Genomic DNA, 14,171 nt, shown 5'->3' with positions numbered 1-14,171 from the left:
GTCGCCCGAGGGTCGCCCGGGTCCCGGGTCGCACTTCGACGCCGGATCCGCCACAACTCCATCCGCACGTCGCGGCGGCCGTCCGGCACGTCGCGACCCGACAGAAACCACCTCATCAACTCCATGACTCTCACACCGACCGCATCGGCCCCCAAGCAGGTCGCGATCAACGACATCGGCTCTGCAGAGGACTTCCTGGCCGCGGTCGAGAAGACCCTGAAGTTCTTCAACGACGGCGACCTCATCGAGGGCACCGTCGTGAAGATCGACCGCGACGAGGTCCTCCTCGACGTCGGCTACAAGACCGAGGGCGTCATCCCCTCGCGCGAGCTCTCCATCAAGCACGACGTCGACCCGAACGAGGTCGTCGCCGTCGGCGACAACGTCGAGGCCCTCGTCCTCCAGAAGGAGGACAAGGAGGGTCGGCTGATCCTCTCCAAGAAGCGCGCCCAGTACGAGCGCGCCTGGGGCGACGTGGAGCGCATCAAGGAGGAGGACGGCGTCGTCACCGGCACCGTCATCGAGGTCGTCAAGGGCGGCCTCATCGTCGACATCGGCCTCCGCGGCTTCCTGCCGGCGTCCCTCATCGAGCTGCGCCGTGTCCGCGACCTCACGCCGTACCTCGGTCAGAGCCTCGAGGCGAAGATCCTCGAGCTCGACAAGAACCGCAACAACGTGGTCCTCTCGCGCCGCGCCCTGCTCGAGCAGACGCAGTCCGAGTCGCGCACCACGTTCCTCAACAACCTGCACAAGGGCCAGGTCCGCAAGGGCACGGTCTCCTCGATCGTCAACTTCGGCGCGTTCGTCGATCTGGGCGGCGTGGACGGGCTCGTGCACGTCTCCGAGCTCTCGTGGAAGCACATCGAGCACGCGAGCGAGGTCGTCGAGGTCGGCCAGGAGGTCACCGTCGAGGTGCTCGAGGTCGACCTGGACCGCGAGCGCGTCTCCCTGTCGCTGAAGGCGACGCAGGAGGACCCGTGGCAGGTCTTCGCCCGCACCCACGCGATCGGTCAGGTCGCGCCGGGCAAGGTCACGAAGCTCGTGCCGTTCGGCGCGTTCGTCCGCGTCGCGGACGGCATCGAGGGCCTCGTCCACATCTCGGAGCTGTCGGCCCGTCACGTCGAGCTCGCGGAGCAGGTCGTGTCGGTCGGCGACGAGGTGTTCGTCAAGATCATCGACATCGACCTGGAGCGCCGTCGCATCTCGCTGTCGCTCAAGCAGGCGAACGAGGACGTGGACCCCGAGGGCACCGAGTTCGACCCGGCGCTCTACGGCATGCTCACCGAGTACGACGAGCAGGGCAACTACAAGTACCCCGAGGGCTTCGACCCGGAGACCAACGAGTGGCGCGAGGGCTTCGAGGAGCAGCGCGACAAGTGGGAGCAGGAGTACGCCGCGGCGCAGGCCCGCTGGGAGGCGCACAAGGCGCAGATCCAGAAGCAGCTCGCGGACGAGGCCGAGGCCGTCGCCGCGAACACCTTCACGAGCGACACCTCGTCCGCCGGCCGCCTGGCCGACGACGAGTCGCTCGCGGCGCTGCGCGAGCGTCTCGCCAGCCGCTGATCATCGGCTGCTGATCGATCGCACGCAGGAGGGCGGTTCCCCGGTCGGGGAGCCGCCCTTCGGCGTTCCCGGGCCGTCCTGAGCCCGGGGTCGCCGGTGCTCCCGCGACCCGCGGTCAGCCGGTGAACGCCGGGGCCGCGAGCAGCACCGGCGGTACGACGACGAGCGCGATCGCCGCGAGCGGCACCAGGACGCGGACGTAGCCCGGCACGGGCGCCGGGTGGACCAGCCGCCGGACGCGCCGCTCGACGGAGGACGGGTCCGCCGCGGGCTGGTCCGCGCCGGGCTCGCCGAGCACGCCGCCGCCGCTCGCGACCGCGGTGATCGCGCGCGCGAGCACCGGGTCCGGCACCTTGGTGCGCGCCTCGTCGTCCGCGAGCATCTCGGTCAGCAGGCCGACCGCGTCCTGCGCGCGGCTCGCGACGGGGAACCAGGGGAGCGCGATCCGCCAGGCCCGGAACGCGACGAGCACGAGCGCGTGGTGCTGCCGCAGGTGCGCCCGCTCGTGCTCGACGACGCCCTGCACCTCCTGGTCGCTCAGCAGGTCGACGAGCCCGGCGGACAGCACCGTCAGGCTGCGCGCCGTGCCGGGGAGGCAGTAGGCGATCGGCGCCTCGGCGTCGAGCAGCCGGGTGCGGGGCGCCTCCGGCATCGGTGCGCTGAGCATGAGCAGCAGGCTCCGGTGCCGGGCCCGCTGGCGCTCGGTCCGCACGACCGTGAGCACGAGGTTCGCGACGAGGTGGCCGCCGAGCAGCAGGGCCGCCGCGAGCGCGAGGCCGGAGAGCGCGGTCGTGCCGGGCGGGAGGGAGCCGCGGACGCTCTCCGACGCGAAGGCGCGCAGCGCGGCCAGGAGGTGGTCCCCGTACGGCGCGAGCCCCGCGGCGAGCAGCGACCCGATCAGGGAGAGGACGCCCGCGAGCGCGATGGCCTGCCAGAGCAGCAGCGCGGTGCCCGGCGCGCGGTCGGGCCACGCGCTGCGCGCGACGGCCAGCGGCACCGGCCACGCGAGCAGGATCGCGAGGACGGCGAGCAGCGCCGCCGCGAGGATCATCGGTTCAGTCGAGGCCGAGGAGGCGCCGCAGCGCCGCCGTCTCGTCGGCGGAGGCGCGCCCCACGAACCGCGCGAGCGCCTCGGTGCGGTCGCCGGCGGTGCCGAGCGCGTCGTGCATCACCTCGGCGACGTACTCCTCGCGCGCGTGGACCGGCGCGTAGGTCGCGGGCCGGGTCGAGCGGTCGCGCGCGACGAAGCCCTTCTTCTCGAGCCGGCTGAGCACCGTCATCACGGTCGTGAGGGCGAGACCGCGGTCGTCGCCCGTCCCCAGCCGGTCGCGCAGGGCGCCGGGGGTCAGCGGCTCGTCCGCGTCCCAGAGCTGCTCGAGGGCGGTGCGCTCCAGCTCACCGAGCGACTGCATCGCGTGCCTCCCGCCTCGTGCTCGGGACGGCAGGGCCGCCGTCCGTCTACCCGTCGTAGAAATCATCCCACGCGCGGCGACGCGCCGCCGCCCCTCACGCGGCGGGCTCCTCGGCGCGCACGTCGCGGACGAGCAGGCAGGCGAGCAGCGCCGCCGCACCGAGCGCGCCGGCCGCGACCATCGTCGTCCGCACCCCGAGCACCGCGGCGACCGGCGCGGCGGCGAGCTGGCCGACCGGGATCGCGATGTAGGACCCGAGCAGGTCGTACGACGACACCCGGGCGAGCAGGTCGGCGGGCACGCGCCGCTGCATCGTCGTCTCCCAGAGCACCTCGAACACCTCCGCGCCGACGCCCGCGAGGAGGACGAGCAGCACGAGCACGGCCGGCACGGGGACGAGGCCGATCGCCAGCCCGGTGAGCGGGAACGGCACGGTCGCGAGCATCGCGACGACGAGCGGACGCCGGGGGCGCAGCCGCAGCGCGACGAGCCCGCCGAGCACGAGCCCGGCGGGGAGCGCGGCCTGCACGAGGCCCCAGGCGGGCCGGCCGATGGTGGCGTCGGCGTGCACGGGCCCGAGCACCAGGACGGCCCCGGCGTAGCAGAGGTTCGAGAGCGTGAAGGCGCCGACGACGGTCCAGAGCCAGCGGCGGGTGCGGAACCCGTGCCAGCCCGCGGCGAGGTCCTGCAGCAGCGTCGTCCGCTCGGCGCGGGCGGGCGCGGGGGCGCGGAGGCCGGCCCAGATCGCGGCGGCGAGCAGGAAGGACACCCCGTCCACCGCGACCGCGACGGCGGAGCCCGCGACCGCGACCACGAGACCGGCGACGGCGGTGCCGATGAGGCTCGTCGTGTTGCCGCTCATCCGGGCCAGCGCGTTGCCCTCCTGCAGCCGGTCGGCCGGCAGCGTCTGCGGCACGAGCGCGGTCGCGAGCGGCTGCGAGACCGCGCTCGCAGCCCCGTTCACCGCCGCCAGCGCGGCGAGGACCCAGACGAGGTCGAGCCGCGCGGCGACGATGCCGGCCGCGCCGAGCTGCGCCACCCCGCTCAGCACCGAGCTGCCGGTCAGCAGCAGGCCGCGGGGCAGCCGGTCCGCGAGGACCCCGCCGAGCAGCAGCAGCGCCACGTTCGCGATCGAGCGGACCCCGACGACCAGGCCCAGCGCCGCCGCGGAGCCGGTCAGGTCGAGCACCGCGAAGGCGAGGGCGACGCCCGCGAGCCCGCTGCCGAACCGGCTGATCGCCGTGCCCGTGACGAGCCGGCGGAAGTCCGGCTCGTGCAGCGCGCCGAGCGACGCGACGAACCCGGGCACCCCGCCATCCTGCCGGGCCCTGCGCGCCGACGCGCCCCGGGCCTACGCTCGGGGCGTGCCCCTCATCGCGCTGACCGGCGGCATCGCCTCCGGCAAGTCCACGATCGCGCAGCGGCTCGGCGAGCTCGGGGCGGTCGTCGTCGACGCGGACGCGCTGGCCCGGCAGGTCGTCGAGCCGGGGGAGCCGGCGCTCGAGGCGGTGCGCGAGGCGTTCGGGGACGACGTGCTCCGGGAGGACGGCTCGCTCGACCGCGCCGCGCTCGGGCGGATCGTGTTCGCGGACCCCGCGAAGCGGCACCTCCTCAACGGCATCGTGCACCCCGCGGTGCTCCACCGCTCGCACGCCGCGTTCCGCGCCGCCTTCGCGAAGGACCCCCGGGCGGTCGTCGTCTACGACGTGCCGCTGATCGACGCGCGCGGGGTGGGCGAGTTCGACCGCATCGTCGTCGCGGACGCGCCCGAGGCCGTGCGGGTCGAGCGCCTCGTCTCCCTGCGCGGGATGTCGGAGGAGGACGCGCGCGCCCGGGTCGCCGCGCAGCTGTCCGACGACGAGCGGCGGGCGCTCGCGACGGACCTCGTCGACACGAGCGGGTCGCTCGACGCGACCCTCGCGGCCGTCGACGCGCTCTGGGGCCGCATCGCCCGCTGAGGGCCGCGGCGTCAGCGGCGCCGCGTCGCGAGCACCGCGAGCACGTTCGCGGCGCACACGGCGGCGATCCCGAGGACCTGCACGCCGCCGAGCACCTGGTGCAGGACGAGCAGGCCGAACACCGCCGCCGCGACGGGGTGGAGGCTCTGCAGCATCCCGAACAGCGACCGCGGCATGCGCCGCAGCACGAGCAGGTCGATCGAGTAGGGGAGCGCGCTCGACAGGACGCCGGTGACCGCGCCGAGCAGGAGCACGTGGACCACGGCGTCGGCGGGCAGGGCGAGCAGCAGCAGGACGAGGCCCGGCAGCGTCAGCACGGTGCCGGTGAGGCCCGCGACGGCGGTGCCGGTGACGCCCGGCAGGGCGCCGGCCCGCTGGCTCAGCAGGATGTAGGCCGCCCACAGCACGGCGGCCGCGCCACCGGCGAGCAGGCCGAGCGGGTCGGGCGTCGCGCCGGTGAGCGGGTCGGTGATGAGCACGACGCCGGCGAGGGCGAGCGCGCCGCAACCGACCCGCGCCGCGGCGTCCCGGCGGGAGGCGCGCCCCGCCCCGAGCAGCGCGACCGCGAGCGGGCCGAGGAACTCGATCGTCACGCCGAGGCCGAGCCCGACGCGCTCCACGGCCGAGTAGAGGGAGAAGTTCATCCCGACGAGCACGAGCCCGAGCAGCACGGCGGGCGCGAGCCGACGGGCCCCGAGGCGGACCAGCGGCGGCCGGGCGATCGCGAGCAGGGTGATCGCCGAGACCACCTGCCGCACGGCGGTGACGCCGAACGGCCCGACCAGCGGGAAGAGCGTCGCGCCGACCGCGGCGCCCGCCTGCACGGAGGAGGCGCTGAACGCGACGGCGGCGATGGAGCGGCCGCGGCCGTGCTCGGCGTCGACCTGCACGCCTGCAGCGTACGGGCGCACCGCTGTCGGTGCCCGGATCTACCGTTGGTCCATGCGACCCACGCGTGCCGTCCGCCCGTTCCAGGTGGTCAGCGAGTACAAGCCCTCGGGCGACCAGCCTGCGGCCATCGCCGAGCTGACCCGCCGGGTCAAGGCCGGCGAGCCCGACATCGTCCTGCTGGGCGCGACCGGCACCGGCAAGTCGGCCACGACCGCGTGGCTGATCGAGCAGGTGCAGCGACCGACCCTGGTCCTGGCCCACAACAAGACCCTCGCCGCGCAGCTCGCGAACGAGTTCCGCGAGCTGCTGCCGAACAACGCCGTCGAGTACTTCGTCTCGTACTACGACTACTACCAGCCGGAGGCGTACGTCCCGCAGACGGACACCTTCATCGAGAAGGACTCGTCGATCAACGCGGAGGTCGAGCGCCTCCGGCACTCGACGACGAACTCCCTGCTGAGCCGCCGCGACGTGGTCGTCGTCTCCACCGTGTCCTGCATCTACGGCCTCGGCGCGGCGGAGGAGTACCTGGGCGCGATGGTGGCGCTGCAGGTCGGGCAGCGGATCAGCCGCGACGCCCTGGTGCGCGGGTTCATCGGCATGCAGTACCAGCGCAACGACATCGACTTCTCGCGCGGCCGGTTCCGCGTCCGCGGCGACACGATCGAGATCATCCCGGTCTACGAGGAGCACGCCGTCCGGATCGAGATGTTCGGCGACGAGATCGAGGCGCTCTACTCGCTCCACCCGCTGACCGGCGAGGTGCTGTCGAAGCTCGACGCCGTCTCGATCTTCCCGGCCACCCACTACGCCGCGAGCCCCGACACGATGCAGCGCGCGATGGGTACCATCCGGACGGAGCTCGACGACCGCCTCGGCGTCCTGAAGCGCGAGAGCAAGCTCCTCGAGGAGCAGCGGCTGCGCATGCGCACCGGCTTCGACCTCGAGATGATGGAGCAGATCGGCTTCTGCAACGGCATCGAGAACTACTCGCGGCACATCGACGGCCGGGCGCCGGGCGAGGCGCCGCACTGCCTCCTCGACTACTTCCCCGACGACTTCCTCACCGTCATCGACGAGTCGCACGTGACCGTGCCGCAGATCGGCGCGATGTACGAGGGCGACGCCTCCCGCAAGCGGGTGCTCGTGGAGCACGGCTTCCGCCTGCCGTCGGCGCTCGACAACCGGCCGCTGACCTGGGAGGAGTTCTCCGACCGGGTCGGGCAGACCGTCTACCTGTCCGCGACGCCGGGCCGGTACGAGCTCGGCATGGCGGACGGCGTGGTGGAGCAGATCATCCGCCCGACCGGCCTCATCGACCCGGAGATCGTGATCAAGCCCTCGAAGGGCCGCGTCGACGACCTGCTCGAGGAGATCCGCGCCCGCTCCGAGCGCAACGAGCGCGTGCTCGTCACGACGCTGACGAAGAAGAGCGCCGAGGACCTCACCGACTTCCTCGGCGAGGCCGGGGTGCGGGTGCGGTACCTCCACGCGGACGTCGACACCCTGCGCCGCGTCGAGCTGCTGACCGAGCTGCGCCAGGGCGTGTACGACGTGCTCGTCGGCATCAACCTGCTGCGCGAGGGCCTCGACCTGCCCGAGGTGTCGCTCGTCGCCATCCTCGACGCCGACAAGGAGGGCTTCCTCCGCTCGTCGACCTCGCTGATCCAGACCATCGGCCGCGCGGCGCGCAACGTCTCCGGCCAGGTGCACATGTACGCGGACACGATCACCCCGTCGATGGCCCAGGCGATCGACGAGACGAACCGCCGCCGCGAGAAGCAGGTCGCCTACAACCTCGAGCACGGGATCGACCCGCAGCCGCTGCGCAAGCGGATCGCGGACATCACGGACCAGCTCGCCCGCGAGGCCGCGGACACCGACCGCATGCTGTCGAAGGACGGCGGCGGGAAGAAGCAGCCTGTCCCGAACCTGCGGCGCGAGGGGCTCGCCGCGAAGGGCGCCGCCGAGCTGGAGAGCATCATCGCGGACCTCAACACCCAGATGCTGCAGGCCGCGAACGAGCTGAAGTTCGAGCTCGCCGGGCGCCTCCGGGACGAGCTGAGCGAGCTGAAGGGCGAGCTCCGGCAGATGTCGAAGGCCGGGCACCTGGTCTGAGTTCATGGTCTTCGATCCGCGAGCGGATCGAAGCCTGTGTCGCTCCGCGGCTCGTGGACCGAGCCGCGGTGGCGACGGGTGCCCGGCGTGCGACGCCGTGCAGGACGCGCGACCGCGTCAGGCCGTGAAGCGGCGGCGCCAGGCCTCCGGCGACGCGAGGTCGCGCGCGGCCCGGCGGTACCGGGCGGCGGTCCGCCGCCAGCGCAGCAGCAGGCGCAGGTGCAGCGCGAACGCCTCGGCGAGGCCCTGCAGGAGCGCGGCGCGGTCCGTCGCGAACAGCAGCAGCGCCTCGCCGTCCGCGGTCGGCGCGAGGACCCGGCCGAAGCGCGCGAGCACCCACCACTGCGCCGTCGGCACCCGGACGAGCGGCCCGGACGCGCCGACGAGCAGCTGCCGCAGCGCCGCGCGCACCGCCCAGGTCGCGAGCCCCGCGCCCGAGGGCGCCGCGAGGCGCGGCCGGAGCGCCCGGGCCCGGTCGCCCTCGGCGAGGGGGAGGCGCGGCAGGGCGGGGTCCGCGGCCGCGATCGCCCGAGCCCGCTGCAGGTCGTCGCGGCGCTCGAGCGCCGCGGGGCCCTCGAGGGCGGCGCGGACGCCCGCGTGGCGGAGGCGGGCGGCGGGGTACTGCTTCGCCAGCAGCTGCTTCACGTCGATGGCCAGGCCGTGCCCGACCACGCGCAGCGGCGAGCCGCCGTGCAGCATCGCCACCACGAGCCGGTTGCGGGCGTGGAAGAACGCCTGCCACTCGATCGAGTCGTCCTTGGAGCGGAACGCGACGTGCCACACGGCGGCGCCCGGCAGGCTCACCGTCGGCACGCCGGCCTCGGCCGCGCGCAGGCTGTACTCGGCGTCGTCCCACTTGAGGAACAGCGGCAGCACGGACCCGAGCCGCCGGACCGCCTCGAGCGGGAACTGGCACATCCACCAGCCGTTGTAGTCGGCGTCGCGGCGGGCGTGCACCCACGGCGCGTCCGGCAGCGGCAGGGCGCCGTGGTCGTGCGTCGACGTGCGCTCGTCCGCCGCCGTCCACCAGAACGCGCCGCGGGTCACGCGCTCCGCCGCGGCCTGCACGACCGCGGGGTCGCCGAGGTCGAGCATCTGGCCGCCGACGATCGTGGGGCGGCTCGTCAGGCGGCCGAACGCGAGCGAGCGGAGCAGGGACGCGGGCTCGACCTGGATGTCGTCGTCGAGGAAGACCACGACGTCGGCGCCGGGCTCGGCGACGGCCTCCTGCAGGATCCGCGAGTAGCCGCCGGACCCGCCGAGGTTCGGCTGCCGCAGGATCCGCAGCGCGCCGTCCAGCGCCTCGGCCGCCGCGGCGACCTCCGGGTCGTCCGCGACCGCCGCGTCCCCCTGGTCGACGACGACCATGCGCCGCACCTGGCGGAGCAGGTCGGGCGCGGACGCGACGCGCCGCAGGTTGGCCGCGACGAAGGCGCCGCGGTCCATGGTCGGCATGCCGAGCACGGCGCGGCCGCCCCGCAGCGGCGCCGCGTCGACGGACCAGGTGCCGGCCAGCACCGCGGTGTCGCGGTCGGCCGCGATCTCGAACCAGACGAACCCGCCGTCGGCGTCGCCGAGCGGCACCTCGACCTCGAGCGCGCCGTCCTCGCCGGCGGTCGCGGCGACCCCCTGGGCCCGCCGGCCCGCTGCGTCGCTGCGGACCACGACGACGGCCGCGGGGCCGTCGAGCCGCAGGGCCAGCCGCACCCGGCGTGCGGCGGTCGACGCCCGCCAGACCGCGGCGGGGAAGGCGTTGAAGTAGGCGCCGAAGGACGCGGTCGTGCCGGCGGCGACGACCGGGCGGGCGCGCTCGCCCGACGGCGTCGCCTCGGCGCCCTCGAAGCGCGCGCCGGTCGCGTAGAGCACGTCGGCGGACACCCCGCCGACGAGCGGGCCGATCACGTCCTGCACCGGGGTCCACCCGGTGGAGAGGTCCTCGCGGTCCAGGGCTGCGGCCATCCCGGCAAGCCTAGGCGGGCGGGAGCCGGAAGGGGGCCGGTGGCTACACTCGCCCCGATGCGACGCACCCTCCACGGCCTGCGTCGCCGCGCCCAGAGCAGAGCGATCCGCGCGGTGCGGCGATCGCCGTTCTTCCCCCGGTCCATGGTCGATCGGCTCGGCGACGACGCCGCCCTCCCCGGCGGCCGCCTCGACGGGCGGGTCATCGTCTTCTTCCCCGGGCCGCCGGACCAGCTCTACCAGCTGCTGCCGTGGCTGCCGACGCTCGCGGAGGTCGACGCGGCGCTCGGCGTCGCGATCGTCTGCCAGGACTCGCGGGTCGCCGCGGCGCTGCGGGAGCGCACCGGGGTGCGGGTCGTGACGTTCGCCCGGTACGGCGCGCTCGACGGGGTGATCGCCCGCTCCGACGTGGCGCTCGCGCTCTACGTCGGCCACGCGTCGGCGAACTTCGAGTGCCTCCGGTTCGCCTCCCTGCTGCACGCCTACATCGGGCACGGCGACAGCGACAAGGGCGTGTCCGCGTCGAACCAGCTGAAGGCGTACGACGCGGTGTTCGCGCCCGGGCAGGCCGCGGTCGACCGCGTCCGGGCCCGGCTGATGCGCTTCGACGCGGAGCGCCGCTGCGTGGTCGTCGGGCAGCCCGTGACGCTCTCCGCGCCTCCGGGGGAGGCGCGGCCGGCCGGGGACCGCCCGACCGTGCTCTACGCGCCGACGTGGGAGGGCGCGCAGCCGTCGGTCGCCTACAGCTCGGTCCTCACGCACGGCGTCGCCCTGGTGGAGGCGCTGCTCGCCGACGGCCGGTACCGCGTGCTCTACCGGCCCCACCCCCTGATCGGCGTGACGTCGGGGGAGTACGCGGGTGCGAACGCGGCGGTGCTCGCCGCGGTGCGCGCCGCCGGCGCGGACCACCGCGTGATCGCCGCCGACGACGAGCCGCTGGAGGCGTCGTTCGCCCGGGCGGACGTGCTCGTCAGCGACGTGTCCGCTGTCGCCACCGCGTGGCTGCCGTCGCTCCGGCCGCTCGTCGTGACCGCGCCGGCGGGACCGGCCTCGGTCACGGCCGACTCGGGGATGCTCGCCCGTGTCCGCCGCCTCCCGCCCGACGAGGCCGCGGACGCACCGGCGGTCGTCGCGGCCCAGCTGGCCGACGAGGGCGGGCGCGCGGTGCTCGAGGAGCTCGTGGCCTACTACCTGTCGCCGTACTGGCCGGACCGGTCGGCCGAACGGTTCGTCGCCGTGTGCCGCGAGTACGTCGAGGAGCGCGACCGGCTGCGGACGGCGCTCGTGCAGGCGGGTGCGACCGGGACCTGACCCGGTCGGACGGTCGCCGACCGCGATTGCGCACAGCGCTGTCGGACGGGCTCCGTATCCTTCTGCGGTGCCGATCTCGAGGGTGGCGGGCAACGCCAAGCTGAGCGTCAAGGGGGCCCGGGTCCACAACCTGCGCGACGTGGACGTGGAGATCCCCAGGGACTCGCTCGTCGTGTTCACCGGTCTGTCCGGCAGCGGCAAGTCGTCGCTCGCGTTCGACACGATCTTCGCCGAGGGCCAGCGCCGCTACGTCGAGTCGCTGTCCGCCTACGCGCGGCAGTTCCTCGGGCAGGTCGACCGGCCCGACGTCGACTTCATCGAGGGCCTGTCGCCCGCCGTGTCGATCGACCAGAAGTCGACGAACCGGAACCCGCGCTCGACCGTGGGCACCATCACCGAGGTCTGGGACTACATGCGCCTGCTCTGGGCGCGCATCGGGGTGCCGCACTGCCCGGTCTGCGGCGAGGTCATCGCCAGCCAGACGGTGCAGCAGATCGCCGACCGCCTGATGGAGCTGCCGGAGGGCACCCGGTTCCAGGTCGTCAGCCCGGTCGTGCAGCAGAAGAAGGGCGAGTTCGTCGACCTCTTCAAGGAGCTGCAGGCGAAGGGCTACAGCCGCGCCGTCGTCGACGGGGAGACGGTCCAGCTCGCGGACGCGAAGCCGCTGAAGAAGTCGTACAAGCACGACATCGCGGTCGTCGTCGACCGCCTCGTGTCCCGCCCGGACGGGCTCACCCGCCTCACCGACTCGCTGGAGACCGCGCTCGGGCTGACCGACGGGCTCGTGCAGGTCAACTTCGTCGACCTCGAGGGCGACGCGTCCTGGCAGACGTTCTCCGAGAAGCTGTCCTGCCCGAACAACCACCCGATCCAGCTGTCCGAGATCGAGCCGCGGACCTTCTCGTTCAACGCGCCGTTCGGCGCGTGCCCGGAGTGCTCCGGCCTCGGCACGCGCATGGCCGTCGACGCGGACCTGCTGCTCGGCGACCCGTCGCTGTCGATCCGCGAGGGCGTGATCGTGCCGTGGAGCAACCAGGGCAAGCAGCTCTACAACTACTACGAGCGCATGCTCGGCGGCCTCGCCCGCGACCTCGGCTTCTCGCTCGACAGCCCGTGGGAGGCGCTGCCGGACGACGTGCGCGACGCGGTGCTGCACGGCAACAACTTCGAGGTCCGCGTCAAGTGGAAGAACCGCTACGGGCGCGAGATGTCGTACACGCAGGGCTTCGAGGGCGTGATCCCGTACCTCGAGCGCAACTGGCTGCAGGCGGAGACCGACGTGCAGCGAGCGCGGTGGGCCGAGTACCTGCGCGAGGTCCCGTGCGCGGTCTGCCATGGCAAGCGGCTGAAGCCGGAGGTGCTGTCGGTCCTCGTCGACGGGCGCAGCATCGCCGACGTCGCCGAGCTCTCCATCTCGGACGCCGCGGGGTTCATGGAGACCGTCCAGCTCACCGAGCGCGAGGCCCGCATCGCCGCGCAGGTGCTGCGCGAGATCCGGGCGCGCCTCGAGTTCCTCCTCGAGGTCGGCCTGACGTACCTGACGCTGTCCCGGTCGGCCGGCACGCTGTCGGGCGGCGAGGCCCAGCGCATCCGGCTCGCGACGCAGATCGGGTCGGGGCTGACCGGGGTGCTCTACGTGCTCGACGAGCCCTCCATCGGCCTGCACCAGCGGGACAACCGCCGGCTCATCGACACCCTGGTGAAGCTGCGCGACCTCGGCAACACCCTGATCGTCGTCGAGCACGACGAGGACACCATCCGCACGGCGGACTGGATCGTCGACATCGGACCCGGCGCCGGCGTGAACGGCGGCGCCGTGGTGCACTCCGGCGACTACCGCTCGCTGCTCGAGGACCGCGCCTCCATCACGGGCGACTACCTCGCGGGCCGCCGCGCCATCGAGGTGCCGGCCGAGCGCCGCACGGTGGACCGCCGCCGTCGGATCCAGGTCGTCGGCGCGAGCGCGAACAACCTCAAGGACGTCACGGTCGACTTCCCGCTCGGCGTGCTCACCGCGGTGACCGGCGTGAGCGGGTCGGGCAAGAGCTCCCTGGTGAACGACATCCTCTACCGGGTGCTCGCCAACCGCTTGAACGGGGCGCGCAAGGTGCCGGGCAAGCACAAGCGGGTCACCGGCACGGAGGACCTCGACAAGGTCGTGCACGTGGACCAGGCGCCGATCGGCCGCACCCCGCGGTCGAACCCGGCGACGTACACCGGCGTCTTCGACCGCATCCGCACGCTGTTCAGCGAGACGGTGGAGGCGAAGGCGCGCGGGTACCTGCCCGGCCGGTTCAGCTTCAACGTCAAGGGCGGCCGCTGCGAGCACTGCCAGGGCGACGGCACGATCAAGATCGAGATGAACTTCCTGCCCGACGTGTACGTGCAGTGCGAGGTCTGCCACGGCGCCCGCTACAACCGGGACACGCTCCAGGTGCACTACAAGGGCCGGAACATCGCCGAGGTGCTCGACATGCCGATCGCGGAGGCGGCCGAGTTCTTCGAGCCGATCAGTGCGATCCACCGCTACCTGAAGACGCTGGTCGACGTGGGCCTCGGCTACGTGCGGCTCGGGCAGAGCGCGACGACGCTGTCCGGCGGCGAGGCGCAGCGCGTGAAGCTCGCGACCGAGCTCCAGCGCCGCACGAACGGCCGCACGGTCTACGTGCTCGACGAGCCGACCACCGGTCTGCACTTCGAGGACGTCAACAAGCTGCTGCAGGTCCTGAACGGCCTGGTCGACAAGGGCAACACGGTCGTGGTCATCGAGCACAACCTCGACGTGATCAAGTCGGCCGACTGGATCGTCGACATGGGCCCCGAGGGCGGTGCCGGCGGCGGCACGGTGCTCGTCGAGGGCACGCCCGAGCGGGTGGCGGAGACGCCGACCAGCCACACGGGTCGGTTCCTCGCCGAGATCCTGCCGCAGCAGGCGCTCGCCGTCTCCGCGTGACGGCGG

The 14,171-nt window shown here is 73.7% G+C and carries 10 protein-coding genes; 5 read left to right on the top strand and 5 right to left on the bottom strand.

Features of this window, described 5'->3' with window-relative positions:
• Positions 1-123: 123 nt before the first annotated feature.
• Positions 124-1,563 carry a 30S ribosomal protein S1 gene (gene rpsA / locus D1781_RS10780; protein WP_119482299.1) on the top strand — a complete coding sequence of 480 codons (1,440 nt, stop codon included), beginning with the start codon at positions 124-126 and terminating at the stop codon, positions 1,561-1,563.
• A gap of 115 nt (positions 1,564-1,678) precedes the next feature.
• Here rpsA and D1781_RS10775 read toward each other — a convergent pair whose 3' ends face one another.
• The 3 genes from D1781_RS10775 to D1781_RS10765 all read right to left on the bottom strand — a co-directional run bounded on the left by D1781_RS10775 (position 1,679) and on the right by D1781_RS10765 (position 4,284).
• On the bottom strand, positions 1,679-2,614 hold the full coding sequence (locus D1781_RS10775; RefSeq protein ID WP_119482298.1) for a M56 family metallopeptidase: 936 nt from the start codon (positions 2,612-2,614) through the stop codon (positions 1,679-1,681).
• 4 nt (positions 2,615-2,618) lie between these two features.
• The gene (locus tag D1781_RS10770) at positions 2,619-2,975 is read right to left on the bottom strand and encodes a BlaI/MecI/CopY family transcriptional regulator (protein ID WP_119482297.1); all 357 of its coding nucleotides are present in this window, start codon (positions 2,973-2,975) and stop codon (positions 2,619-2,621) included.
• Positions 2,976-3,069: 94 nt separating this feature from the next.
• Positions 3,070-4,284, bottom strand: a complete 1,215-nt coding sequence (locus D1781_RS10765; protein WP_119482296.1) for an MFS transporter — start codon at positions 4,282-4,284, stop codon at positions 3,070-3,072.
• A 55-nt stretch (positions 4,285-4,339) separates the two neighbouring features.
• On the opposite strand from D1781_RS10765, the gene coaE reads away from it, so the two are divergent.
• On the top strand, positions 4,340-4,933 hold the full coding sequence (gene coaE, locus D1781_RS10760; protein ID WP_119482295.1) for a dephospho-CoA kinase: 594 nt from the start codon (positions 4,340-4,342) through the stop codon (positions 4,931-4,933).
• An 11-nt stretch (positions 4,934-4,944) separates the two neighbouring features.
• Here the strand turns inward: coaE and D1781_RS10755 are convergent, their stop codons facing one another.
• Positions 4,945-5,823, bottom strand: a complete 879-nt coding sequence (locus tag D1781_RS10755; RefSeq protein WP_233551273.1) for an EamA family transporter — start codon at positions 5,821-5,823, stop codon at positions 4,945-4,947.
• A gap of 52 nt (positions 5,824-5,875) precedes the next feature.
• On the opposite strand from D1781_RS10755, the gene uvrB reads away from it, so the two are divergent.
• Positions 5,876-7,942 carry an excinuclease ABC subunit UvrB gene (gene uvrB / locus D1781_RS10750; protein ID WP_119482294.1) on the top strand — a complete coding sequence of 689 codons (2,067 nt, stop codon included), beginning with the start codon at positions 5,876-5,878 and terminating at the stop codon, positions 7,940-7,942.
• Positions 7,943-8,059: 117 nt separating this feature from the next.
• Here uvrB and D1781_RS10745 read toward each other — a convergent pair whose 3' ends face one another.
• Positions 8,060-9,901 carry a glycosyltransferase gene (locus tag D1781_RS10745; protein ID WP_119482293.1) on the bottom strand — a complete coding sequence of 614 codons (1,842 nt, stop codon included), beginning with the start codon at positions 9,899-9,901 and terminating at the stop codon, positions 8,060-8,062.
• A 57-nt stretch (positions 9,902-9,958) separates the two neighbouring features.
• On the opposite strand from D1781_RS10745, the gene D1781_RS10740 reads away from it, so the two are divergent.
• Both D1781_RS10740 and uvrA read left to right on the top strand, forming a co-directional pair.
• A complete protein-coding gene (locus tag D1781_RS10740) occupies positions 9,959-11,212 on the top strand; it encodes a CDP-glycerol glycerophosphotransferase family protein (protein ID WP_119482292.1) in 1,254 nt (417 codons plus the stop codon).
• A 67-nt stretch (positions 11,213-11,279) separates the two neighbouring features.
• Positions 11,280-14,165, top strand: coding sequence for an excinuclease ABC subunit UvrA (gene uvrA / locus D1781_RS10735; RefSeq protein WP_119482291.1), 2,886 nt, complete (start codon positions 11,280-11,282; stop codon positions 14,163-14,165).
• Positions 14,166-14,171 lie beyond the last annotated feature (6 nt).

Origin of the sequence: Amnibacterium setariae, from assembly GCF_003581425.1 — a bacterium.
Lineage (GTDB): Bacteria > Actinomycetota > Actinomycetes > Actinomycetales > Microbacteriaceae > Amnibacterium > Amnibacterium setariae.
The sequence above is the reverse complement of the archived record's forward strand: the minus strand, read 5'-3'. Positions and strand labels throughout refer to the sequence as shown.

Coding starts and splice junctions, on each gene's coding strand:
- D1781_RS10775 (WP_119482298.1), bottom strand. CDS start 2,614: ATGATCCTCGCGGCGGCGCTGCTCGCCGTCCTCGCGATCCTGCTCGCG.
- rpsA (WP_119482299.1), top strand. CDS start 124: ATGACTCTCACACCGACCGCATCGGCCCCCAAGCAGGTCGCGATCAAC.
- D1781_RS10770 (WP_119482297.1), bottom strand. CDS start 2,975: ATGCAGTCGCTCGGTGAGCTGGAGCGCACCGCCCTCGAGCAGCTCTGG.
- D1781_RS10740 (WP_119482292.1), top strand. CDS start 9,959: ATGCGACGCACCCTCCACGGCCTGCGTCGCCGCGCCCAGAGCAGAGCG.
- uvrB (WP_119482294.1), top strand. CDS start 5,876: ATGCGACCCACGCGTGCCGTCCGCCCGTTCCAGGTGGTCAGCGAGTAC.
- D1781_RS10745 (WP_119482293.1), bottom strand. CDS start 9,901: ATGGCCGCAGCCCTGGACCGCGAGGACCTCTCCACCGGGTGGACCCCG.